The sequence below is a fragment of the Bacillus sp. ISL-41 genome, from assembly GCF_018613235.1.
Classification (GTDB): Bacteria; Bacillota; Bacilli; order Bacillales; family Cytobacillaceae; genus Mesobacillus.
Genome location: NZ_JAGGQP010000051.1, coordinates 16,795 through 41,257, shown reverse-complemented (window position 1 = coordinate 41,257; position 24,463 = coordinate 16,795). Strand labels below are relative to the sequence as shown.

23 protein-coding genes and 1 pseudogene are annotated in these 24,463 nt (G+C 44.6%); 12 read left to right on the top strand and 12 right to left on the bottom strand.

Annotation, left to right across the window (positions count from 1 at the left end; all coding sequences use genetic code 11):
- Positions 1-334 precede the first annotated feature (334 nt).
- Positions 335-1,696: a YjiH family protein gene (locus J7I80_RS22015; RefSeq protein ID WP_251027916.1), complete on the bottom strand. Its 1,362-nt coding sequence runs from the start codon at positions 1,694-1,696 to the stop codon at positions 335-337.
- Positions 1,697-2,058: 362 nt separating this feature from the next.
- On the opposite strand from J7I80_RS22015, the gene J7I80_RS22010 reads away from it, so the two are divergent.
- Entirely contained in the window at positions 2,059-2,364 is a 306-nt protein-coding gene (locus J7I80_RS22010; RefSeq protein ID WP_214741422.1) for a hypothetical protein, read from the top strand.
- Between the two features lie 361 nt (positions 2,365-2,725).
- Here the strand turns inward: J7I80_RS22010 and J7I80_RS22005 are convergent, their stop codons facing one another.
- The 5 genes from J7I80_RS22005 to J7I80_RS21985 all read right to left on the bottom strand — a co-directional run bounded on the left by J7I80_RS22005 (position 2,726) and on the right by J7I80_RS21985 (position 8,624).
- Positions 2,726-4,378, bottom strand: a complete 1,653-nt coding sequence (locus J7I80_RS22005) for a glycoside hydrolase family 13 protein (RefSeq protein ID WP_214741420.1) — start codon at positions 4,376-4,378, stop codon at positions 2,726-2,728.
- Positions 4,379-4,452: 74 nt separating this feature from the next.
- On the bottom strand, positions 4,453-5,478 hold the full coding sequence (locus J7I80_RS22000) for a LacI family DNA-binding transcriptional regulator (RefSeq protein ID WP_214741418.1): 1,026 nt from the start codon (positions 5,476-5,478) through the stop codon (positions 4,453-4,455).
- Positions 5,479-5,502: 24 nt separating this feature from the next.
- Positions 5,503-6,324 carry a carbohydrate ABC transporter permease gene (locus tag J7I80_RS21995; protein ID WP_214741416.1) on the bottom strand — a complete coding sequence of 274 codons (822 nt, stop codon included), beginning with the start codon at positions 6,322-6,324 and terminating at the stop codon, positions 5,503-5,505.
- The gene (locus tag J7I80_RS21990) at positions 6,324-7,184 is read right to left on the bottom strand and encodes a carbohydrate ABC transporter permease (RefSeq protein ID WP_214741414.1); all 861 of its coding nucleotides are present in this window, start codon (positions 7,182-7,184) and stop codon (positions 6,324-6,326) included. Before J7I80_RS21990 ends, J7I80_RS21995 begins: the two co-directional genes overlap by 1 nt.
- Before the next feature lie 132 nt (positions 7,185-7,316).
- Entirely contained in the window at positions 7,317-8,624 is a 1,308-nt protein-coding gene (locus J7I80_RS21985; protein WP_214741412.1) for an ABC transporter substrate-binding protein, read from the bottom strand.
- Positions 8,625-9,055: 431 nt separating this feature from the next.
- On the opposite strand from J7I80_RS21985, the gene J7I80_RS21980 reads away from it, so the two are divergent.
- Both J7I80_RS21980 and J7I80_RS21975 read left to right on the top strand, forming a co-directional pair.
- Positions 9,056-9,916, top strand: coding sequence for a Cof-type HAD-IIB family hydrolase (locus J7I80_RS21980; protein ID WP_214741410.1), 861 nt, complete (start codon positions 9,056-9,058; stop codon positions 9,914-9,916).
- A 53-nt stretch (positions 9,917-9,969) separates the two neighbouring features.
- Positions 9,970-11,070, top strand: coding sequence for a PQQ-dependent sugar dehydrogenase (locus J7I80_RS21975; RefSeq protein ID WP_214741408.1), 1,101 nt, complete (start codon positions 9,970-9,972; stop codon positions 11,068-11,070).
- A 278-nt stretch (positions 11,071-11,348) separates the two neighbouring features.
- On the opposite strand, the gene J7I80_RS21970 is transcribed toward J7I80_RS21975, so the two are convergent.
- The 3 genes from J7I80_RS21970 to J7I80_RS21960 are packed head-to-tail and all read right to left on the bottom strand — an operon-like array spanning position 11,349 to position 13,767.
- Complete coding sequence (locus tag J7I80_RS21970) at positions 11,349-12,008, bottom strand: TetR/AcrR family transcriptional regulator (protein WP_214741406.1); 660 nt, start codon at positions 12,006-12,008, stop codon at positions 11,349-11,351.
- A 21-nt stretch (positions 12,009-12,029) separates the two neighbouring features.
- Positions 12,030-13,055 (bottom strand): ABC transporter permease, encoded by a 1,026-nt coding sequence (locus tag J7I80_RS21965; RefSeq protein WP_214741404.1) that lies wholly within the window; start codon positions 13,053-13,055, stop codon positions 12,030-12,032.
- On the bottom strand, positions 13,045-13,767 hold the full coding sequence (locus tag J7I80_RS21960) for an ABC transporter ATP-binding protein (protein ID WP_214741402.1): 723 nt from the start codon (positions 13,765-13,767) through the stop codon (positions 13,045-13,047). Before J7I80_RS21960 ends, J7I80_RS21965 begins: the two co-directional genes overlap by 11 nt.
- Before the next feature lie 202 nt (positions 13,768-13,969).
- On the opposite strand from J7I80_RS21960, the gene J7I80_RS21955 reads away from it, so the two are divergent.
- Positions 13,970-14,305 carry a hypothetical protein gene (locus J7I80_RS21955; protein ID WP_214741400.1) on the top strand — a complete coding sequence of 112 codons (336 nt, stop codon included), beginning with the start codon at positions 13,970-13,972 and terminating at the stop codon, positions 14,303-14,305.
- A 29-nt stretch (positions 14,306-14,334) separates the two neighbouring features.
- On the opposite strand, the gene bshB2 is transcribed toward J7I80_RS21955, so the two are convergent.
- A complete protein-coding gene (gene bshB2 / locus J7I80_RS21950; RefSeq protein WP_192471960.1) occupies positions 14,335-15,003 on the bottom strand; it encodes a bacillithiol biosynthesis deacetylase BshB2 in 669 nt (222 codons plus the stop codon).
- Positions 15,004-15,038: 35 nt separating this feature from the next.
- A complete protein-coding gene (locus J7I80_RS21945; protein ID WP_214741398.1) occupies positions 15,039-15,386 on the bottom strand; it encodes a YojF family protein in 348 nt (115 codons plus the stop codon).
- Positions 15,387-15,621: 235 nt separating this feature from the next.
- On the opposite strand from J7I80_RS21945, the gene J7I80_RS21940 reads away from it, so the two are divergent.
- On the top strand, positions 15,622-15,978 hold the full coding sequence (locus J7I80_RS21940) for a DUF2512 family protein (RefSeq protein ID WP_214741396.1): 357 nt from the start codon (positions 15,622-15,624) through the stop codon (positions 15,976-15,978).
- 217 nt (positions 15,979-16,195) lie between these two features.
- On the opposite strand, the gene pdxK is transcribed toward J7I80_RS21940, so the two are convergent.
- Positions 16,196-17,020 (bottom strand): pyridoxine/pyridoxal/pyridoxamine kinase, encoded by an 825-nt coding sequence (gene pdxK / locus J7I80_RS21935; RefSeq protein WP_214741394.1) that lies wholly within the window; start codon positions 17,018-17,020, stop codon positions 16,196-16,198.
- A 558-nt stretch (positions 17,021-17,578) separates the two neighbouring features.
- Here pdxK and fdhD point away from each other — a divergent pair.
- From fdhD to mobA, 7 genes and pseudogenes are all read left to right on the top strand, one after another.
- On the top strand, positions 17,579-18,373 hold the full coding sequence (gene fdhD / locus J7I80_RS21930) for a formate dehydrogenase accessory sulfurtransferase FdhD (protein ID WP_214741392.1): 795 nt from the start codon (positions 17,579-17,581) through the stop codon (positions 18,371-18,373).
- Positions 18,374-18,428: 55 nt separating this feature from the next.
- Entirely contained in the window at positions 18,429-19,001 is a 573-nt protein-coding gene (locus J7I80_RS23770) for a twin-arginine translocation signal domain-containing protein (protein WP_225650169.1), read from the top strand.
- Positions 19,002-19,013: 12 nt separating this feature from the next.
- Positions 19,014-21,413 (top strand): annotated as a pseudogene (gene fdnG, locus J7I80_RS21925) (formate dehydrogenase-N subunit alpha); the annotation flags it as partial.
- A complete protein-coding gene (locus J7I80_RS21920) occupies positions 21,413-22,240 on the top strand; it encodes a 4Fe-4S dicluster domain-containing protein (RefSeq protein WP_214741388.1) in 828 nt (275 codons plus the stop codon). The pseudogene fdnG and the gene J7I80_RS21920, both read left to right, overlap by 1 nt.
- On the top strand, positions 22,233-22,940 hold the full coding sequence (locus J7I80_RS21915) for a formate dehydrogenase subunit gamma (RefSeq protein ID WP_214741386.1): 708 nt from the start codon (positions 22,233-22,235) through the stop codon (positions 22,938-22,940). The genes J7I80_RS21920 and J7I80_RS21915 overlap by 8 nt, the downstream gene beginning before the upstream one ends.
- 85 nt (positions 22,941-23,025) lie before the next feature.
- Positions 23,026-23,835 carry a formate dehydrogenase accessory protein FdhE gene (locus J7I80_RS21910; RefSeq protein WP_214741384.1) on the top strand — a complete coding sequence of 270 codons (810 nt, stop codon included), beginning with the start codon at positions 23,026-23,028 and terminating at the stop codon, positions 23,833-23,835.
- 16 nt (positions 23,836-23,851) lie between these two features.
- Positions 23,852-24,451, top strand: a complete 600-nt coding sequence (gene mobA / locus J7I80_RS21905) for a molybdenum cofactor guanylyltransferase (RefSeq protein WP_214741382.1) — start codon at positions 23,852-23,854, stop codon at positions 24,449-24,451.
- The last annotated feature ends 12 nt before the right edge of the window (positions 24,452-24,463 follow it).

Below are 24,463 nucleotides of genomic sequence, written 5' to 3'. Positions count from 1 at the left end.
AAGAATTAGGGGGTCGTAAAGTTTTCGCGGAATTATGGTTCGATTTCGCAGAATTCCAGCCCATTTTCGCGGAATTCCGAACCGCTTTCGAAGAACCAGGACCATTCCAATAGAATCCCCAGCCATTAATAGTCCATTATCGGGGAATTCCTTTCCATTTTCGCAAAATCCGGTCCATTTCGGCGGATTTTTCATCCGTTTTTTCAGGATTCCAATCTATATTTAAGAAATAATTGCCTAACCATAAAAAACCGGATGGCATCTCGCCACCCGGTCTTCGCAGTTTTAAATCTTTTCGGTTGTATTAAGATTAATTCACGTTCATATTCATCATTTAAAAAATGATATGTGCAACCAGTACTACGATTGGCAATGTCACTAATGTACGCTGAAGGAAAATGATGAACAATTCTCCGAAGCTGACAGGGATTTTTGATCCAAGCAGCAGGCCGCCAACCTCAGACATATAGATCAGCTGTGTAACGGAAACCGACGCAATGATGAACCTTGTCATCGGGCTTGCGATATCTGCGCCGATAACGGATGGAAGGAACATATCCGCAAAGCCGACAATTAAAGTTTCTGATGCAGCCTTCGCCTCAGGAACCTGCATTAGCTCAAGCAGCGGAATGAACGGCATTCCAAGCCATTGGAATACTGGTGTGTATTCAGCGACAATCAGCGCAAGTGTTCCAAGCGCCATTACGATCGGCGCAACACCCATCCACATATCAAGGATATTGCGGACACCGGCAAGCAGGAAATCCTTGAAGCTTTTATTGCTGCTGGCTTTTTCGACAGCCTGTGTCATACCCCAGGAGAAAGGTGTATAGCCATCTGGAATATTTTCCTCAGAGTAGTCGTTGTTCTGCTCCACATAATACGTATCCGGCTTCCTGGAAAGAGGCGGGATTCGCGGAAGGATGACGGCTGCAACCACACCAGCCAGTGTCACAGTCAAGTAGAATGGAACAAACATATGAGCCAGGTCAACCTGGGAAATGACGACAAGGCTGAAAGTGATGGAGACAACAGAGAATGTCGTCCCGATGACGGCTGCTTCTCTTCTCGTATAATAGCCTTCTTCATATTGCTTGCTTGTCAGAAGGACCCCGATTGTGCCGTCGCCAAGCCATGATGTGAGAGTATCGATGGAAGAGCGGCCAGGCAATGTGAAAATGGGGCGCATGATTTTAGCCATCAAGGTGCCGAACAATTCAAGCAAACCGAAGTTCAGCAATAAAGGCAGGAACAATCCTGCAAAAAGAAACACAGAGAAAAGGATTGGCAAAAGGTCGTTCAGCAGCAGTCCGCCTGTGTTAGCTGACCAGACTGCTTCCGGTCCTAATTGAAACAAAGTCATAACTGCAAAAATAGCTCCGAGTATACGGGCAATGAGCCAGACAGTGGGAACATCGAATAAAGATTTAAGAAAATGATTGCGATTAAGGACTTCTGGTCTAACGCTTTTAATTAATAATGTTCCAATTAACGTCAGAACAATGATCACAGTCATGATCGCAGGCAGCGTCCCGCCAAGCAAGTCCTGGAGCCATCCGGATAAGACGGCGATTGGTATCGTGATTTCTCCATTATAGGAGATTGGTAACATAAAGAAAAATATTCCTATTAACGAGGGAATGATAAATGCTAAAAAGTCCCCGGTAGATCTTCTTTTACGTAATGGTTTTTCCAAAATGATTTCACCCTTAAAATACATATTTATAAGCCAAAAATTATTTTAATGCATAACCCCTGTTTTGCCAACACTTTTCTCTCCCCAATTCCTTCCTGTGTTATATTCTCCTAAAGCAAGCAAGCTAAACGTCAATCCGCCACCCTCATGTAAAATTCAATTTTTTTCAGCAGGATTCCTCCTATTTTGAGTGAATTCTTAATAGGACTATTACCTTATTTAGTGAGGGAGAATAAGAATGAAAATTATTTTGGAAAAAGTTGGCTCAGATAAAAAGGAATTATTGCACAATTTATATTCACTATACCTGCATGATTTGTCCGCTTATACAAAAGATTTGCAGAACGAAAAAAGTAGATAAAGTGATCAATGACTTTTTCATTCTCAATCCATACCGGGGGATAGGAGTCGCAAAAGCATCCGTATCTGAAATATTTAGTCAAAACAAAGGAAGCTATTACATCTCTCAGCTTGTTCAGAACAAGCCTGCAGTCCGATTTTGGAATAAGATTTACCAGCAGCATGGAATTGGTTTTGAAGAACACAAGGAATTGCAAAAAGGTGCTTCGAGAATCAGGACAAAGCCTGCCAGTTTTCCGCCGGCGATAATGAAGTATGGAGTGACTCCTTCTTTTTCCCAGATAAGCGAAAATGAATCAAATTCGTAGCTGCCATCATCACTGATGCTCTGTTAAAGCCCTATGTGTTCTTAAGCCCTGTTGATTGTAGTGGAAGGCGCGAAGACCCCTCCGAAAATGCTAACGCATTTCCATCGTGCGTGGATGATTTGTGGAAGCTAATCAATGTCCTGCGGGATGAGCAAGTCTTGGGGAGACCACGCAGGCGCATGAAGCGCCGAGGAGGCTCTCCGACTGCAAGGAAGAATTTGATTTTTTGAAAAAGCCGGCAGTTGGGCTTTTTCTTAATTCTTCCCCGCGAAAAGCGAAGCGCCTGGAACGAAAATCAACAGACTGAATAACAGAGCCATAAAAAAGGGAGTGCCATCATATTAGGCACTCCCATTAAAATTTAATTCATATATACTCTTGTTTCATAAGGTTTCAATGTGTATAAAGATTCCTGTTCTTCATCCTTATAGTTGTTCAGTAGCAATTGGCTTGATTCAAGCGGGAATCCATCGAATTCGAAGTCTGCTTGCTCGCCGGAAATGTTTGAGATGACCAGGGCTTGCTTGTCGTCCAATGTTCTTGTATAGGCATAGATTTGGGCATGGTCTTCAAGAACCAAATCGTATGTGCCATAGGTGAAAATTTCATTAGCCTTCTTCATCTCAATCATTTTTTTGTAAAAATGAAGGATGGAGTTCGGGTCTTTGAGCTGGGCTTCGACATTGATATCTGTGTAATTCGGGTTCATGCCAAGCCAAGGATTGCCTGTTGTGAAACCGGCATTTTCAGCATCTGACCATTGCATCGGCGTCCGGGAATTGTCGCGGCTTGTAGCCCAGATGAAATCCATGATCTCTTCATGCGGCACACCGTTTTCGCGTCGGATTTTATAAAGGTTCTTGATCGCGACATCATCATAATCCTCGATCGAAGGGAACTGGACATTGGTCATGCCGATTTCCTGGCCCTGATAGATGAATGGTGTCCCTTGCATCAGGAAGTACATCGCTGCGAGCGCTGTCGCACTTTCGCGCCAGTACTCTTTGTCATCACCCCAGGTTGAAACGATCCGGGCTTTATCATGGTTTTCGATGAATAATGCATTCCAGCCGTGGCCTTCAAGCCCTTTTTGCCAGCGGGTAAAAGTTTTCTTCAATTTTGCCAGGTCAAGTGCCTTCTTTTCAGAGTCCCACAGGTCAAGGTGTTCAAACTGGAATACCATATTGAACTTTCCTTGTTCCTCGCCGACCCAAAGATCAGCTTCCTCGATGCTGACGCCATTTGCCTCGCCGACTGTCATGATGTCGTATTTAGAGAATGTTTCTTCCTTCAATTCCTCTAGGAATGTCTGGATCCCGTCGACATTCATATGCTTGTCAAAAGAAGAAACATACTTTACTCCTTCAGGATTCGGCATGTCCTTCAAGCCTTCTTCTTTTTTAATGTGGGAGATTGCGTCGACGCGGAAACCGTCAATGCCCTTATCAAGCCACCAATTGATCATGTCGTACAATGCAGTACGGACTTCTTTGTTTTCCCAGTTCAAATCCGGCTGTTTCCGGGAGAAGATATGAAGGAAGTACTGGTCCGTCTTCTCATCATATTCCCAGGCAGAACCGCCAAAGATGCTTTCCCAGTTGTTCGGCTCGGCTTCGTCCTTGCCATCACGCCAAATATACCAGTCGCGCTTGGGGCTATCCTTGGATTCACGGGACTCAATGAACCATTTGTGCTCATCGCTTGTATGGTTGATGACAAGATCGATGATCAGCTTCATGCCGCGTTTATGCGTTTCAGCAAGCAGCTGGTCAAAATCTTCCATCGTCCCGAATTCATCCATGATATCCTGGTAATCACTGATATCATAGCCATTATCGTCATTAGGGGATTTGTACATCGGGCAAATCCAGATCACATCGATCCCTAAGTCCTTTAAGTAATCAAGCTTTGAAATCATTCCTTGTAAGTCGCCGATGCCGTCGCCGTTGGAATCTATGAAGCTCCTTGGATATACCTGGTAGGCAACAGCCTCTTTCCACCATTTGTGTTTCATGTGAACCCTCATTTCTTTGTATGATCCTGATGTATTCAGTTATTTTATATTAGTCATTTTGTGCTGTCCAAGAACTACTTATGAATTGGACTGCATGATTTTCGTTCAATCATTCTCGCCGGGATTGTCACTCTTTTTGGCAATGCAGCCGGATTTTTGATGATTTCTATTAAACAGTTAGCCGCTTCGAAACCTAACTGGAAGATGTCGATATTAACAGAAGTCAGCTGCGGCTTCATATGTTCCGCGAGCGGTACATCATTGAAGCTTACTATTGAGATTTCTTCCGGCACCTTGATATTCAGTTCCTCGGAATAACTCATAAGCTCGATGGCGGTAAAATCATCTGCCACTACCAAAGCAGTAGGCGGCTCATGTGAGGACAGGAATCTGGTGATGCCTTCTTTTCCTTCGGATTTTAAGCATTGCTCGTGGATAATATATTTGTCGTCAAATGGGATGCCAGCTTCGTACAGGGCTTGCTTATAGCCCTCCAGCCGGTCAATTGTAAAAACATGCTCTAAGTTGAAACCAATAAAAGCAATTTTTTGGTGGCCCAGATTGATCAGATAGTCAGTAACCTGTTTGGTAATATAAATATTGTCATTGTCGACATAGGTGATCCGCTCAGCGTTCATACTCGGGCGCCCGATGACGGTAAACGGAAACTTACGCTCCAGCAAGTAGTTCATGATTTTGTCATCCGTCTTTGAATACAGGAGGATGATGCCGTCAACCCTGCGGCCCTGCACCATCGATACAACCTGCTGGAAGATTTCCTCGTCGGTGATGCCAGTCGTTAAATAAACTCCGAATTGATGTTCATGGGCTTTCATACTGATGCCCCTGATAACCTCAGGGAAAAATGGATTTTGCAATGCCTGGGTAGCCGAATTTGGCATAACGATACCGATTGTCTCAGTACTCCTTACAACCAGGCTTCGTGCTTGGAAGTTCGGGTGGTACCCGAGTTTCTCCATCACCTTCCGTACACGCTTCTTCGTTCCTTCATTGATATGAGGGTGATCTGCTATCACCCTGGAAACGGTAGATGGTGACACACCGGCTGCCTTCGCTACATCTTTGATTGTGACTGCCATTGGTCGTCTCTCCTATAGTATCGATTATTTTACCGAGCCTTCTGAAACTCCCTTGATGATTTGCTTTTGGAGGAAGAAGTAAATAATGATGACCGGAATGATCGCGATCGTCAGTCCTGCCAGTGCCAAATGCCATTGTTTAGTATATTCCCCAAAGAAGAAGAACATCTTAAGCGGAATTGTTTCCATTCCCGGCTTATTGATGACAAGGGAAGGAAGCAGGTAGTCATTCCAGATCCAGATGATGTTCAAGATGGCTACTGTAACGGACACCGGTTTTAGCATCGGGAAAATGATGTGCCAGAAAATCTGGAACCGGTTCGCACCATCGATTGTTGCCGCTTCATCGAGCGACTTCGGAATCCCGCTCAATGTCCCGTGGTAAAGGAAAATGGACAAGCTTGCGCCAAAACCAAGGTACATGAAAATCAGTCCGCCTCTGTTGAGCATTTCAAGCTTACCAAAAATGGACACCAGTGGAATCATGACAGACTGGAATGGGATGAGCATTGCTGCAACAAACAGCATGAAGATAATCCCGCTGGTTTTCCCGCCGCGTCTTGAAAGGGCATAGGCAGCCATTGATGAAAAAATGATGATAACAGACACAGCCAGCAATGTAATCAATACAGAGTTGAAAAAGGTTTTTAGAAAATCCAAACGCTCAAAGGCTACTGTGTAATTCTCGAATGAAAAAACATCGGGAAGCTTTAAGGTATCCTCAAACATTTCTCTTTTCGTCTTGAAAGAATTGACGATCATCAGGTAAAACGGGGAAAGCCAGATCAGGGCAAGGATGATGCCGAGAATTTCAAGAATGATTCTGCTCTGCTTCTTCTTTTTCATTACATCTCGACCTCCCGTTTTTTATTGATATAAACCTGTGTAAGCGAAATAGCCGCAACAATCAGGAAGAAAATGACCGCCTTTGCCTGAGCGAATGCCATCGCGTTTTCAACAAATGCCGTTTTGAAAATTTCCATCGCGACCATCTGAGTGGAGTTGTATGGTCCGCCGCCAGTGAGTGACAGGTTCTGGTCATAAAGCTTAAACGAGTTGGAAAGTGTCAGGAACAAGCTGACAGTGAACGCAGGCATGACCAGCGGGAAGGTGACATGATAAAAACGCTGGAAGCTGTTCGCACCATCAATTTCGGCTGCTTCAAGCAATTCCTGCGGCACTCCTTCCAGGAATGAAATATAAATGACCATGATGTAACCAGCCATCTGCCAGCTCATCAGAATCGCCATTGCCCAGAAGCCTGTTGTCTCGGTGGACAGCCATCCCTCCAAAGCCTCAACGCCGATCAGTTCTCCGACGCTTGCAAAAACCTTTGTGAAAATGAACTGCCAGATAAAACCTAAAATCAGTCCGCCAATAAGGTTTGGCATGAAGAAAATCGTTCTCAGGATATTATTCGTCCTGAATTTTTGCGTGACAAGCAATGCAAGTGAAAGACCGAAAAAGTTGATCAGGAACACAGAAACAACAGTGAACTTTGTTGTGAACCATAATGCATCTCTGAATTCTTCCTCAGCAAAAAGCGCTTTATAATGTTCAAGGCCTACAAATGAAGGTGTCTTGATCCCGTTCCAGTCAGTAAATGAGTAGTACACACCGTATGCCAGCGGCAAAATGACCACGACAGCAAGCGCAAGTAGAGCTGGAGCCAGGAAAAGCCAGTACCAGAGGTTCCGGTTTCGCATCTGTAAATCCTCCTATCTTTGTGATATCAGGGGAAGTAAATTTTCCGAAGCGAATGCAATACAGCTTCAAGGAAAAAAGATAGGAAACAAAACAGCCGCAGCCGTTCTGTTTCCTTCTTTAGTTAACACTTATTACTTACGAGCTTCTGCCCAAGCTTTGGAAGACTCTTCTACTAATTCGTCCCAAGTCATTTCGCCGCTCACATATTTTTGAATGTTGATGCCAAGCTTTTCTTGTCCCCATCCAGTTGGGTAACCCATGAATGTCCAAGCCAATGTTTTGCCAGCTGAAGAGTATTCATAGATTTCTTTTGCTAGTGGATCAGAGATCTTGCCAGCATCATATCCTTCATAAGCAGGAATGAATTTGAAGTCTTCGATTACAGCAGTTTTACCTTCTTCAGAAGTGTATAGCCAATCAAGGAATTCCTTAGCTGCCGCTACTTCTTTTTCGTCCTTGTTGCTGTTTACAGCCCAGTACATTGGCACGCCTACAGGAATTGAATCTTCTTTGTAGCCTTCAACAGGGATCGGAAGGATGCCTACGCCGCTGTTAGCAAGCTCTTCGTCGATACCTGCGATTGAACCTGCTACCCAGTTACCTTGCTGGATGATTGCCGCTTTGCCGGTAGAGAACAACTCTTCAACCTGCTTAGCATAGTCAAGGCTTACAGTAGGCTGGTCTGAGTATTCGTTTTGCAGGTCAAGAATCTTCTTGAATGCATCGCCATGTTCAAAAGTAACTTCCTTTGATTCAAAAGCGTTGATGACATTCTGGTCAAACTCAGGTGCAAGGAACACATTTGACAGGTGAAGTCCTGTTACCCAAGTTTCTTTTGCAGGAAGAGCGAATACAGAAGTAAGACCCAGGTCCTTCTTCTTGCTGTCCAGCGTTTTAACCGCTTCTTCTAATGCGCTGTAGCTAGTGATGCTCTTTGGATCGATGCCCGCTTCTTCAAAAATTGCTTTGTTATAGATGAAGCCATAGCCTTCCTGGTTATATGGAAGTCCAAGTACTTTGTCGTCTTTTGTTACGCCTTCAAGAGTTCCGCTAAGAGCAGCCTTTGCAGCATCTGTGTCAGAAAGGTCAGCAAGCTTATCTTCCCAGTCTGCAACGTCCTGCGGTCCGCCTACGTTATAGATGGTTGGTTCATTGCCTGAAGCGAACTTGGATTTTAGAGCAGCGCCGTAATCTTCGCCGCCGCCGACAGTTGTAATGTTGATATCAACAGCTTCGTTAGCTTCTTCATAAGCTTTTGCGATATCTTCGAACTGATCCTTGAACTCAACCTTGAATTGGAAAATATCAACGGTTACTTTTTCTCCGTCTTTTCCACCTTCTCCAGATGTCTTGTCATCGCCTGATGAACATCCTGCAAGACCTCCGCCAATCAAAAGTCCAAGAGAAAGAACTGCTGGAAATAGCTTTTTTGCTTTCATTGTTGAGATACCCCCAAATTTTATATTTTTTTTGCATGCAACCACATGCGTTCCGAAAGCGTTTGCATATTTTTGCATCAAACTCTAGCTGATATTGATTTAATACAACACCTTTAAAACGCTTACATATTAGGGTTATAAGCAGTAAAAACCTTGAATTAATTGGATTTTTACTGATGCTGATTTAATGCTGCCCTGATATGCAAACGATTGCAGCTTCGGATTCATAATAGCATATGAATTTTACAATGACAATATGTAAGTTTTTAAGATATTTAAATTTATAGATTATTAGTTCAAGCCTGAAATGGAAGGGGTACATTATGGTCATAATAATTGGAAAATTAGTATATACACGTATTATTTGCTGTCGTGAGTTTGATGGTCTATCATGATTGTTAATACTGAAAAAAATAACTGAAGGTGAAAACATGATTAAGTGCATAGCAACAGATATGGATGGAACATTCTTGACTGCTACCCAGCAGATCACTGCGGAAAATAAGGAAGCAGTTTTAAAAGCAAAAGAGAACGGAATCGAGGTTGTAGTCGCAACCGGCCGTTCCTATCAGGAAGCAAGGTTCGTGCTTGAGGAGTCAGGCCTTAAACTGCCGATGATTTGTGTAAATGGAGCCGAGGTCCGTTCCGAGGATGGGGAAATCGTTTCATCAAGTCCGCTCGATAAAGCGAAGGCCCGGCAGGCAGCACTAAGGCTTGTCGAAAGCGGTGTGTATTTCGAGGTTTATACAAACAAAGGTACCTTTACTGAAGATGAGGACAAGGCAATCTCAATTATCGTTGATATTTTTTCAACCGCAAACCCTGAAGTGCCGATTGAAAAAATTGCTGAGGCTGCTGAGGAAAGGATGCACAAAGGACTGATTACGAAGATAGAACATTATGACCGATTATTCGAGGACGACCAATATGAAATTTACAAGCTGCTCGCTTTTTCGCTGGATGATGCCAAGCTTGAGGCTGCAAGGAATGGCCTGAAGGAAATCACAGGGCTAGCGGTCAGTTCATCCGGCCGTGAGAATATCGAAATCACAAGCCTGGACGCTCAAAAAGGCGTTGCTCTGGAAAAATTCACAGCATCAAGAGGAATCACCATGGAGGAAACGATGGCGCTTGGTGACAATTTCAATGATGTATCGATGCTCGAGAGGGTCGGCAAACCGGTCGCAATGGGGAATGCAGCGGAGAAAATCAAGGCTTTATGCGGCGAAGTGACATTAACGAATGAAGAAAGCGGTGTAGGAAAAGCAATCATGAAGGTGTTGGAAGATTGAAATTGATTGCAGGATTGATTTTCAAAACGTTATGAAAACCAAGGAGAGGTGTCATGAAAAGATTCTTGTATGTGTTACTGGCAATGCTGATGTTGATGGCAGGATGTTCGGGCGGCGGTGATCAAACAAAACCTGCAGGTGAAGTTGGTCAAAAACCAGAAGAAGGCAAAGAGGCTGTTGCCCAGGCTGACGAACTCGAGGTTGTTGCGGAAAATCTCGAAGTGCCTTGGTCCATTAATAAAATTGGCGAGACATTTTACTTAAGCGAACGCCCGGGTTCGATTGTAAAAGTGGAGGGCGGCAACTCAGAGCGGCAGAAGGTTTCTTTTATTAAGGAATTGTCACAGGCAGCAGAAGCTGGATTTCTGGGCTTTGTGCTTGCGCCTGACTTCGAACAGTCCAACAAGGCATTTGCTTACTATACATACGAGAATGGCACCGGGCAGTTCAATCGGATTGTCGAATTGATCTTGAAAAATGATGAATGGGTGGAAGGCAAGCTGCTGCTCGATAACATCCCGAGCGGACGCTTCCATCACGGAGGCAGGCTAAAAATCGGGCCGGATGGAAAGCTTTACGCCACGGCAGGCGATGCGGCAACCAATCCGGAAATCGCCCAAGATCTAGGTTCGCTTGGCGGCAAGATCCTCCGTCTGAATCTTGATGGATCGGTTCCGGCAGATAATCCTTTTGCAGGTTCCTATGTATACAGCTATGGCCACCGCAATCCGCAGGGATTTGCCTGGTCGGAGGATGGAATACTCTATGCCAGCGAACACGGCCCATCCGCACAGGATGAAATAAATTTGATCGAGGCAGGCAAAAACTATGGCTGGCCGGAGATGACCGGTGATGACACAAAGCAGGGCATGGAAACGCCAATTTTCCATTCAGGAAGCAATACATGGGCACCATCAGGGATGGCGGCACATGGCGGAAAGTTATATGTCGCGACATTGAGAGGCAACGCACTCCGTGAGTTCGACCCTGCAGCGAAAACAACGAGAGAAGTAGTCACAGGATTAGGCCGAATCCGCGATGTCATCGTGGGAGGTGATCATTTATATTTTATCAGTAACAATACCGATGGCCGCGGCACCCCAGGAGAAGGCGATGACAAGCTTTATCGCGTAAAAGTTGATGAATTGCAGTAATTGAGTGAGGTTTTTTGATTTCTAAAGCAGTTTTATAAAAAAAGGCTCTATAAACCTAGAAGATGGGCTGGTTTATCGATAAAAAGAGAACGAGAATCTTTTTTTATAGCGATAATTTCAATTATATAGCGAAAATCCCATTTATATAGCGAAAAATCGAATAATATAGCGAAAATCTGATTTTTATAGCGAAATCAAAATTTTTATAGCGAATTGGAAATTATCCATGATTTTTTCCAGTTTTAAATCAAAATAAAACCGGGCACCCAAGCCCGGTTTTATTTTTTGCTGCTGTTCGGTCCTGCCAACCCATGCATAATGAATTGAATTGTCCGCTCTGTTTCTGCTTCATCATCCCAGTCTGCTTCAGGCAGGATCATATACCTAGCGATCAAGTAGCCAAAGATGGAGGAGAAGATCATCCGGAACACACTGTAGGCAGGGATCTGAATGATTTGGCCTTTTTCCTGATAATGCTCAACAAGCTTCTCGAACAGTGCATAAACTTTAAGGGCGATATGTTCCTTGAATAAATCCTTCAATTCCGGGTGGAAAGGAATTTCCTGCACTAAAATTTTGACTGTAGAGAGGTTTTTGATCAAGAACCCCCGGCGGTTTTCCAGCATTGCCCTGAGAAAATCTTCAACATGCTCATAGTCCTGGTCCAGGACCCTTTTTAAATCTTTTATAAAAAGAGGTGCCACAAACTTTGCCATCATTGGAGCGACAATCGCCAGCAGCAAATCCTTTTTTGTTTTATAGTGTCTGAAAATCGTACCTTCAGCAACGCCTGCCTTTTTGGCGATTTCGCTGGTTGAAGTGGCGGAAAACCCTTTTTCGGCAAAGGATTCAATCGCCGATATGATGATTTTCCTTTGCTTCTCGGTCAGGTCTTCGCCATCGATTAGTTCATCAATGATTAAGTCTTGGTCACTCATGTGTTGCTCCTTTCGCCGCGGTCAAACTGCGCGGTGTTTCCGCAATGCCAAAATATTAAGGAAGATGAACAGTGCTGAAAATCCGGCCAGCATCAGCATATTCCCGTAGATGGCATCCCATCCGTATCCTCTTACCATAATATCACGCAATGCTTCGGCAGCATAATAGAGCGGCGTAATTGGCCCGAGCCAGCTCAGCCAATCGGAAATCGTATCGAGATTGATCAGTCCGGAAAAGAAGAACTGCGGTACGATGATGACCGGGATAAACTGAATCATCTGGAACTCATTGTTTGCGAATGCGGACAAAAGTGTACCGAGCGTCAGCGCTGTCATTGACAGCATTAAGGTAATCAATAATACATAGATGAAGGATCCTTCCATCAGCATGCCGAGGACATAGATGGCATACCAGGCAATCAGGGTCGCCTGCAGCATCGTAAAAAGCCCAAATCCGAGTACATAGCCAACGACGATTTCCCACTTCCTTATCGGGCTTGAAAGTAATTTTTCCAGTGTACCGCTAGTTCTTTCCCGTAAAAAAGAAATCCCGGAAATGATAAAGACGAAAAAGAAAGCGAAGAACCCTAATAGAACCGGTCCGAAATAATCGAACTGTCCCATATCGTCTGAGCCATGAAGATAATCGACAGCCAGATTTCCCTGTGATGACGTCAATGGCTTCGTTGCTTGCTGGATCCATTTCATAACCGAACCATTAACTGTTGGGTCGCTTCCTTCTAAAACGATTTTATCTATTATAGGGCCATTAAAGGTGATATACCCATCAATTTTTCGTACCAAAGCATCATCTTTTGCCATTTTTGCAGAGTCATATTCTTTCACTGTGGCATCCTCGAGGTCCATCTTCTCCATTACAACAGCAGGAGCATCCACAAAACCGACCTTTGGAACATAGTTTTCACCGTTAAAAACAAGGTGGAGCATCGTCAGGATCAGGAGCGGGGCGACAAGCATCATTGCAAGTGTCCTTTTATCCCTTAGGAACTGCCGGATGATCCTGATCACTAAAGCTCTAATTCTCATGCTGGACACCTCCGTATGCTAAAAATGCTTCTTCAACGCTGGCAGAACCAGTCTTTTCCTTCAATTCTGCAGGAGTGCCGACCGCGATCAGACGGCCATCTCGAATCAGTCCCAGCCTGTCGCATTTTTCGGCTTCGTCCATGACATGTGTTGTAACGATCAGCGTCTTTCCCTCTGCCTTCAAATCATAGAAACCTGACCAAATGCTCTGGCGCAGAACAGGATCAATGCCGACAGTCGGTTCATCGAGGATCAACAATTCTGGTTCATGAAGCAGTGCGGAAGCGAGCGATAGACGACGCTTCATGCCGCCAGAATAATTGGTTACCAGTTTGTTTAGATGATCAGATAAGTCGACAAGCTGCAATACTTCTAAAATACGTTTTTTCCGGTGCGTGCCCTTGAGACCGAACAAGGAAGCAAAGAATTCAAGATTTTCTTTCGCAGACAATTCAGTATAGAGTGCGTCCGATTGAGCCATATAGCCAATCCTTTCAATCAGCCTCAGTGAAGGCATTTTTTCGCCGAAAAGATAGTTTTCTCCTTCACTTGGCGATTCAAGACCTACTAGCTGCCGGATCAGAGTCGTTTTTCCTGCTCCTGACGGGCCAAGCAGTCCAAAAATTTCTCCGCTCTCAATCTCTAGATTGATATTTTCTAAAACCTTATGATTCCCATAGCTTTTACTTACATTTTTAATTGAAACAATCATGGGATTTTCACCATCCTTTTATAAAAGTGAGTAATCACTTACTGAAAGCATAACGCAGATATTTGATTTTGTATAGTGAGTAATCACTCACAAATAAAGATAAAAACCGACATTGTCTCACAAATGCCTATTTCTGGGTTTATATGCTATCATACGAGGTGGAGATAACTGAAAATTTTCAAAAATAGGGGGGAGTGATCTCTTGTTTTTTAAAAAGAAGCGTATGGTGCTGTTTCTTGTTCCGGTTCTTCTGATCGTTGGGCTTTATTTCTATGATGTGAGTTTAGATGTATACATGAATCGAACAGACGGAGTAATTGTCCATAAAGACAAAGAGTTCCACCGAGGCTATGAAACTTATCAAAAGTATTATAATAATGGCGAGAAAACCTTTGAAATCGACCGCTTGATTGGCAAAACTGATAACAGCAAATTCCTCGGATTCAAGGAATCGGTATGGAAGATTAAAGGGGAGCCGGAGGAAAAGGTTGTATTCGTAAAAGGCTTGATGATTGAGGGAGTTTATGAACGAAAATGAAAAAATCCACCTTATTAGGGTGGACTTTATCATGAAAACTTATATGTCCAGAAGCGTTCATTGTTGAGCCAGGCCAACGTTTTTGGATCCTTTTCCTTCAGTTTATCAGCCATTTCTTCAAGCATCAGCTCTGTCTGGGAGCGGTGTGCACGGATTGCATCAAGCTTGATGTCCGCGACAGCACTTATATCATAAACGATATCCGGCTCGCCAAGCTCTTCGACACAGTTTCGTGAGAATGCGACGCAATGGAGCTTCGGCCTGTCAGCTTCGGGAATTTTTTCAACTGCGCGTACCACAGCCGCACCGGTTGCCTCATGGTCCGGGTGGACAGAGTAGCCAGGGTAGAAGGTGATGACGAGCGAAGGATTCAATTCTGTGATCAATGAAGACATCAGGTTGGTCAGCATATTTTCATCCTCGAACTCAACCGTTTTGTCACGGAACCCGAGCATGCGCAAATCATTGATACCCATAGCGCGCGCTGCATCCTTCAATTCCTTTTTCCGTATAGCAGGAAGAGTTTCCCTGTTTGCGAACGGGGGATTCCCCATATTCCGTCCCATCTGTCCAAGTGTCAAACAGGCATATGTGACAGGCGTTCCCATGTTTATATGGGATGCGATTGTTCCGGAAACACCGAATGCCTCATCATCAGGATGAGGGAATACGACAAGTACATGCCTTTCTTTTTCCATTGTAAAATCTCTCCTTTCAGCCAAGTCCAAATAAATTATTCGAACGGTGTTTCACTTATTTCAAGGGCGACGGCAAGCTTTCCGTTAAAGTCATGGCCGGCAAGCAGCAGCCTTCCTTTGTCATCAATTTCGTAGTGTGTGATTCCCTCAGCGTAAACCCAGCCAAAAGGTATCTTCAAACCAGTCCGATAAGGGCCCTCACCAGTTATCTTCGCGCGTTCATAGGTTACCTTCGCATTGCGGATATAAGCGCCTGATGAGAAGAATGATTCGTTGTTGTGGGATGCGTACGCCCCATTTGTTGTTTCTAAATGAATATAGACTTCTTTGTCTTTAAAACGGTCCAGGGCTTCCTGGACTTCGGATAAAATCACCGGATCCATCTTTGTTCCTCCTTCCTGGGCTTAGAAGTTTTCAGTTTATAATAGCCGAATGAATGGCCTTCTATGTTAATTCACTTTTATCTATATTACTAAAAAATCCTTCTAAAAGCGAAATGTACGCCTGAATAAATGCATAAAGTATCTTCTAGTTTCGAATATATTTCCAAGGTGGCTCTTACAGAAAGTGTTTAATCAGGAAGGTAAATGGAAATAGTGAGGGAAAAGGAGGGAGCTTATGAACCACGCAAAGGCATTATTGATAAAAGGCATCATGACATTTGCTGTTCTTCTTCTATTAATAGGCAGTTTTGCTGGGATCGGTGATATTCTCGTCATTACCCTCGTTCTTGGAGCGATTTCCTATCTTGCCGGTGACTTGTTTATTCTTCCGAAAACAAGCAATCTTACCGCTTCTCTATCTGACCTCGCCCTTTCATTTTTCGTGATATGGGGTCTTGGATTGATGTTATTCGAGCAAAGTGATGGCATTGTTTTCGCAGCTCTTTTTGCGTCCGTTTTGATCGCCTCTGGTGAATGGTTCTTCCATAGTTATATGGCAGACCGGGTTCTTCGTATCAATCGGAAGATATAGTAACTATTGGACAAATTCATGAGGATTTGCGAGAAAAGTGTCCGTTAGAAGGTCTCTATCGGACAAACATATGAGGAATTCCTGGAAAAATGTCCATTAGAAGGTCTCTATCGGACAAATGCATGTGTTTTAATGTTTATATCATTCAGCAACAGAAAAGAGGCTGTCTAGAGCTCAAGATGTTGAGCTTTGAAGACAGCCTCTTTTTGTTTTGCCTTTATTCCCCGCGATTGCCGCCTGCGTACTTGTTGTACGCCAGGTGTGCAGTTGGGCCTACGTATTCATTCAGCCTGAAGCCGTGCTTGATGGCTTCGGTGATGAACCCTTTGGCCACTTCCAATGCTTCAGGTACTGTTTTGCCTTTTGCCAGCTGTGCAGTGATCGCAGATGCGAATGTGCAGCCAGCGCCGTGTGTGAAGCTTGTCTCGACTTTTTCAGATTCGAAAAGAGTGAAGTCTTTTCCATCATAAAGCAGGTCCACGGCTTTTTCATGGTTCAGCTTGTTACCGCCCTTGATCATAACGTTCTTAGCGCCTAGATCATGGATCTTCACCGCTGCTTCCTTCATGTCATCGATTGTGCGGATTGGCCCAGTTTGTGCCAGCTGCCATGCTTCGAACAGGTTCGGAGTGACAACTGTTGCTCTTGGCAGAAGCAATTCTCTCATTGCATCTGTGTTTTCGGGCATCAGGACCTCATCTTCCCCTTTACATACCATTACAGGGTCAATGACTACCCTGTCCAATTTATGTTCATCGATTTTACGTGCAGATAGCTCGATGATCTCAACTGTTCCGAGCATACCTGTCTTCATTGCATCTATTCCAACGGAAAGAACCGTTTCAAGCTGCTTTTCGACAAGCTCAACTGGCTGTGGGAATACTTCGTGATGCCAGTGATTTTTAGGATCCATTGTCACAATCGTGGTAAGAGCGGTCATTCCATATACGCCTAGCTCCTGAAAGGTTTTAAGGTCAGCCTGGATGCCAGCGCCGCCACTTGTATCGGAACCTGCGATTGTTAACACCTTTTTCAAACTCATCTATACTACCTCCATTTTAAGAATGGCGACTGCTCATTAATACAAGACAAGTCACCTTCATCACTTTCTTATGATTATACCAATTCTATAGATTTAGACAAAGGATTGGATTTGCATCTTTTTTTAAATGGTTAAAATTAACTTTTGACGATTTTGTGGCATTAGTGCTTTGACGTGATGAAAGTTACTGAGGGAAAAAATAAATTGATTTACAGTTGACTATGTGAAAATTGACCCACTAAAAGATTTTTCGTAAATGAAAAATCTCAAATTCAGCCTTTGTTTAAAAAATAGACAATTTTCATCTATATTATTGTAACAATTGAAACGGTTACAACCTTGTAATTTCCAGTACATTAAAGGCATAGGGGTATTTAACCCTTTTTGCATAGTGGAATGTTTTTTTAATATAAGGTTCCTAATTTTTAAAAGAGAGCTGAATAATAGCTTGCAAGATTCATAACAGTCTTTCAATCCCATCACACCGATGATGGCAGGGAAGAAGTCGATAGTTGCACCGGAGCCCGGAGATGAAGTACCAGATAAGGGGTGAAGAACATGATCAAGAAAGGCTGTCCTGAAGAATATCCAATCAGCCTGAAGCTGAATGGGTATGAGATTGCGGTATTCCAGCTGACAAATCAGGATTTGGAAGACTGGGTATATGGCTACCTTTTTTCAGAAGGTTTGATTGATGGGCCGGAGGATGTTGTCAGCGCCCAATTTAACGAAAAGACCGGCACATTGGATGTAGCATTATGTAATTCCTTTGATCCTGAGCAGATGTTCTCGAAAAAGAAGCACTATACTGCCGGCTGCGGACGGGGAGTGACCTTCTTCTCGATGACGGACGTTAAGAAGTTCAATAAAGTGAATTCCGATGAAACCTATTCGCTGACATATTTGTTGAAAAAACGCGCAGAATTTGCGCAAAATTCGCCGTTATACCTTGAAACGGGTGGCATGCACGGTGCCTGTATCATCCTGGAGGATGGCAGCATTGAAGTCCGGGAAGATATCGGCAGGCATAATGCTGTCGATAAGATTATTGGCCACGCAATTCGAAAGCGTTTGCAACCCGACCGGCTCGTCCTTTTAACGACCGGAAGGGTTTCATATGAAATGCTCTCAAAAGCTGCCAAATTTGGCTTTGCCGTCATTGGCTCGCGCACTGCGGCCACAAAGCAGGCCATCCAGCTGGCCCGCTTCCTCAACATTGAAGTCGTTGGCTACTTGAGAGGGAAAATGGCGACTGTCTATACATCTGCCAGGAGGATTAATGATGATCTAACTCCGGCGGCTGCCTCTGAGGATTTACTTGAAAGGGGGGAAGCCCAGCAAGTACTGAATTGACACCACCTGTGGGATTAGGGATGTTCTAAGCAACTATTGGGAAGGAGAGAGAGAGATGGTTGAAATCAACCTGAATCGCCGGCAGTTTTTGAAGCTGTCAGGTGCCACTGCGGCGACCCTGGCGGTTGTCGAGTTGGGCTTTAACGAAAAAGAGGTCCACGCAAAATCAAAAGAACTCAAGATTGCCAAAGCTACTGTTACACCAACCATTTGTGCATTCTGCGGCGTAGGATGCGGAATCTTGGTACACACAAAGGACAATACTGTGGTTTATACGGAAGGGGATCCGGATAGCCCAGTCAACGAAGGTACACTTTGCAGTAAAGGTACAACAATCAGACAAGTCTACACATCCGAAAAACGCTTAACAAAGCCATTATATCGAGCTCCTGGAAGCAAGAAGTGGGAAGAGAAAAGCTGGGACTGGATGTATGAAACAATTGCAAAACGTACGAAGGAAACACGCGACAAAACATTCATTGAAAAAGAAAATGGCATGTTTGTCAATAAGACCGAAGCCATTGCGAGCTTAGGCGGAGCAGCTCTTGATAATGAAGAGACCTATCTGCTTGCGAAAATGATGAGAGGGCTTGGCGTCGTCTATCTCGAACACCAGGCACGAATATGACACAGTTCTACGGTTGCCGGTCTGGCACCTACAGTAGGGCGTGGAGCAATGACAAACCATTGGAGCGATCTGCAAAATACCGATTGTGCATTGATCATGGGCGGGAATCCTGCCGAGAATCACCCAATCTCTTTCAGATGGTTGACTAAAGCGAAAGAAAAAGGCGGCAAAATCGTCTCTGTTGACCCTCGTTTCACGAGGACATCTTCAAAGGCCGACGTCTATGCTTCGCTTCGTTCAGGAACAGATATTGCCTTCATGGGCGGAATGATCAACTATGCGTTAGAGAATAACTTGATCCACAGAGAGTATGTTGCTGAATATACAAATGCATCCTTCATTGTAAAGAAGGATTTTGAATTCAATGATGGATTGTTCAGCGGGTATGATGAAGCAACCCGCAAGTATGACAAAACGAAATGGGCTTTTGAAACGGACGAAGAAGGCAATCCGAAAAAGGATAAAACCCTTACACATCCGCGCTCTGTATTCCAGCTGATGAAAAAGCATTTCTCACGCTATGATGTCGATTCAGTAATCGCAGTAACCGGAACACCAAAAGAAGATTACCTGAAGGTCTGTGAGACATTCTGTTCAACAAGCAAAATCGGGAAGTCCGGAACGATCATGTATGCGATGGGTACAACTCAACATACTGTTGGAACACAGAACGTCCGTGCTTTTGGTATCATCCAATTGCTGCTTGGTAATATCGGTCTTCCTGGCGGCGGAATCAACGCGATGCGCGGAGAGTCCAATGTACAGGGATCTACTGACTTTGCCCTGCTATACCACCTGCTTCCAGGATATGTTGGAACTCCAACTGCCATCCCTGAGCATGCAACGTTAGAAGGTTACAACACTAAGGAAACACCTTCTGGCGGTTACTGGAGCAACAAACCTAAGTTCCTTGTCAGTATGCTGAAGGCCTGGTACGGCCCGAATGCGACAAAAGCGAATGAATTTGGGTACCAGTACCTTCCAAAAGGAAACAAGAATTACTCTCACATCAACTTGTTCAACGCTATGTATAAAGGCGAACTGGAAGGTGCGTTCTTATTTGGAACAAACCCTGTAGTCGGCGGCCCGAATGCAGGCAAGGAAAAAGAAGCGCTGTCCAATCTTAAATGGATGGTAGCGGTTGACCTTTGGGAAACCGAGACATCTGCTTTCTGGCAAGAAGAAGCGGGCAGCGACCCATCGAAGATCGATACAGAAGTGTTCCTTCTGCCGGCAGCAAGCTCTTATGAGAAAGAGGGCAGTGTGTCTAACTCTTCACGCTGGATGCAATACCGCTGGAAGGCGATTGATCCAAAAGGAGAATCCTTGGCTGACTTGGAAATCATCCACATGCTGGTCAAAAATATCAAAGCCCTTTACAAAAATGAAAGTTCAGCTGCAGCCAAGCAGGTCAATGCGCTGTACTGGAATTATGGTGATGGCCACCATCCGGATATCGACCTTGTAGCAAAAGAAATCAACGGCTATGACCTGACGACAGGAAAATTATTGAAAGGCTTTGGCGACCTTAAAGATGACGGTACAACAAGCTCTGGTAACTGGATTTATTCAGGCTTCTATCCAGAGGAAGGCAAGAACCGCGCTAAAAACCGTGACAATAAGGATACTGGCGGCGGGAACTTCCTGAACTGGGCATTTGCATGGCCTGCAAACCGCCGAATCCTTTACAACCGTGCATCTGCTGATCCAAGCGGAAAGCCTTGGAGCGACAAAAAAGCGGTCATCTGGTGGGATGAAAGCCAGAAGAAGTGGACTGGAAATGACATTCCTGATTTCAAGCCAACAGTTGCACCAGCTGATCCAGGCGGAACGAATCCATTCATCATGATTAACGGCGGTGTAGCGGGAGTCTTCGCACCTACGCTGAATGACGGACCGTTCCCTGAACATTACGAGCCGTTTGAAAGTCCGGTGAAAAATACCTTCTCAAGCCAGGAGATCAACCCGGCTGTTGTCATCATCGAGGGTGAGTTCAACCTGAAAGGCGACAGCAAGAAGTACCCGATCGTCGGTACGACTTACAGGGTATCTGAGCACTGGCAGTCTGGTTCGATGACACGGAACCAGGAATGGCTGTCCGAATTGTCAGGCCATATGTATATTGAAATGAGTGAAGAACTCGCAAAGGAAAAAGGCATCAAGAACAAAGATAAGATCATTGTCAGCTCGGCCCGTGGTGATATCACAGCCTATGCAATGGTTACCAAGCGCTTCAAGCCTCATATGATGAACGGCAAGAAGGTGCATCAGGTCGGCATGCCTTGGCACTTTGGCTATAAAGGAATCGCAACAGGGGATACAGCAAACCGCTTGACACCTCATATCGGGGATGCGAATACGACCATTCCTGAATATAAGGCATTCCTCTGTGATATAAGGAGGGCTGACTAATGGCGGACTATATTAAATACGTCGATGTAACCAAGTGTGACGGCTGCCGCGCATGTATGGTCGCCTGCAAAAACTGGAACGATCTTCCGGCTGAACCGGAAGAGTTCCAGGGCAGCGTCCAGTCTCATGCAAAGGTAACAGCAAACACATGGAACGTCCTGTCATTTATTGAACACGAAGATTCAAAAGGCAATCTGGACTACCTTTTCCGCCATTCTTCATGCTTCCATTGCTCGGAAGCGGCTTGCGTTAAGGTTTGCCCTGAAGAAGCCATGCACTACACAGATTTCGGAACAGTGGATGTCAATACGGACAAATGCGTAGGCTGCGGCTACTGCGTGCAGAACTGCCCATTCGATGTTGTCCAGTTGGCGACATACAAAGACAAGAACGGCAAGGAATACAAGAAGGCACAGAAATGCACAATGTGTGTCGATCGTCTTGAAGAAGGCATGCAGCCTGCTTGTGTGACAACTTGCCACACAGATGCAATGGAATTTGGCACACAAGAAGAAATGCTTAAGAAGGCTGAAAAGCGCCTGAGCGAAATCAAGGATAAGTATCCGAACGCAATGATTTACAACCCAGAAGGAGTCGGCGGTACGCATACGGTTTACGTACTTGCTGAAAAACCATCTGTCTATGGACTTCCTGAAAAACCAAAAGTTCCAACATCAGCAGTTGTCTGGAAGGATTACGCACAGCCAATCGGCAAGATGATGCTTGGAGCGACAAGCATGGCGCTTGTAGGGGCATTCGTATCCAATAAGCTATTCAATAAAGAAGGCAAAGGCCATGAAGAGGATGGAGGTGGCAGCCATGAGTAATACGCAGTATTCAGGTGTGAAGGTTAAGCGTTTCTCGAAAGGTTTTGTTATCGCGCATGCTGTGAACGCCCTTTCATTCTTTGCATTGTATATCACGGCCCTGCCAATGTATACAGAGTGGTTTGACTGGCTTTATCCAGTATTAGGCGGACCAGAAGGAGCGCGCCTGCTCCACAGGATTTTCGCGATTACCTTCATCACGCCGACTTTCATCTGGCTGATCATGGATCCTAAAGGCTTCCTGCGCTGGGGAAAAGAGCTTGTTACTTGGAAAAAAAGAGATATACAGTTTTTCACTGAGTTCGTCAAAGAACTATTCGGCTTTAAGTTCAAGCATGTAAAACAAACATTCTTTAACGCTGGTGAAAAAATCAACTCCATCATCCAGATCCTGACCGCGATCCTGATCATCGGTTCCGGCTTCCCAATGTGGTTCCCGGACCTGTTTCCGAAAGCAATCGTCCAGTGGGCGTATGTTGCCCATAATGTTGGCTTCGGTCTGGCAATAGCGGTAGTGGTCGGCCATATCTATCTGAGTGTCATCCACAAAAACTCAAGACCGGGATACACTGGAGTCATTACAGGTGAGGTTCCTGCTGAGTGGGCGAAGGATCACTATACAGAATGGTATGAAGAAGAAGTCAAGAAGGGCAATTTCCCTGACCTTGATAAAAACAAGAACAAGAAAAAAGGCGCGTAAAACATTAATAGAGGGAATGGCTGCTCTGACAGGGCTCCATTCCCTTCAAAATTTAGAATAATAGAGCGAAAGAGGGGCTGCAGCAATGAAAAAGTCCGTTGTCTCAAAAGAGTATCAGAAATTGCAGAAGGATATCATCGAATTGCAGGAACAATGGAAGACATCCCTGGATCCTGACTGTGTCCGTCCAAAGATTGATAAAGCGGCGATGGAGGCAGGAGTGCCTGTCACTGCGTTAGCGGCTATTGACTTTGATATTTCCCTATTCTTACAGTGGATAGAGGATATAGGTGGGCTTTTATCGAAGTATCAACCAGAGATAGAAAGTTCGATGCAGATTATTAAAAGTCTGATGGATGAAGAGACAGCTAAGAGATGGATCGATGAAGCATTTGCTTTTAACTATATTTACTTTGCGAGTTTTGCTGAGGAAAATGGGCTGGATGGCTGGATTCCACAATTTATGGCAGAAACGGTGCTCCGTCCATACCTTCAGCTGACTGCTGCCAAGGTCCAGGGTGAAATCCATCACGGTGTACACGGCGCTGGCTGCCCTGTATGTGGCGAACCTGTACGCCTTGCACAGCTAGAAGGAGAAGGGAAGAAAGTACTGCACTGTCCGCGTTGTTCGGCGCACTGGAATGACCGCCGCACAGCTTGCTCACATTGCGGAAATAACGATCATGAAACAGTGAAAGTACTGACGATTGAAGGCGAATCAGCCGCGCAAATCCAGATTTGTGAAGAATGCCAAGGGTATACTAAAGTAATCGATACAAGACAATATATCGTAAAGCCAACACCAGCAATGCTTGACCTGAACACTATCCACCTGGACTTTGTTGCCCAGGAGAATGGGTATAAATCTGCTGGAGAAACAAAACAGACAAACTAAAAGAAGGTGCTGTGGGATGAAAGCCGGAGCGATCATTTTATCAGGCGGCAAATCTAGCAGGATGGGAACGAATAAGGCTCTCCTGAAATTTCATGAAAAAACGAATATTGAAAGAATTAAGGATGAGTTACAGCACGTATTTGATGATATAATTCTAGTAACGAATGATCCTGAAACCTATCAGTTTTTAAATATAAAAATTGTAACAGACCAGTATCCGGGTTCCGGACCGCTCGCGGGAATCCATGCAGGGCTTGAGGCATCAGACTATGAGGAAAATTTCGTTGTAGCCTGTGATATGCCATTTGTATCCGCTGAGCTTGCCTCAAGCCTTGTAAAAGCGCTTAAGCACCACGATGCGGTCGTGCCGGTAAGTCATGGCCGTCAGCATCCGCTTTTTGCCGCATACCAGAAACGGATCGCGCGAGAGGCTAAGTCCTGCATTGAAGACGGAAACTTGAGGATCAGGCACATGCTTGAAAAGCTGAATGTCCGTTTCCTCGATGAGGCAGATCTGCAGCTTTATTTCGAGGGCAGCCTTGATCGAGTCTTTTTCAATATGAATCATCCAGAAGAGTATGAAAATGCAAGAAAATGGGCGGAGTCCGGACAATAGTTTTCAGGTGCT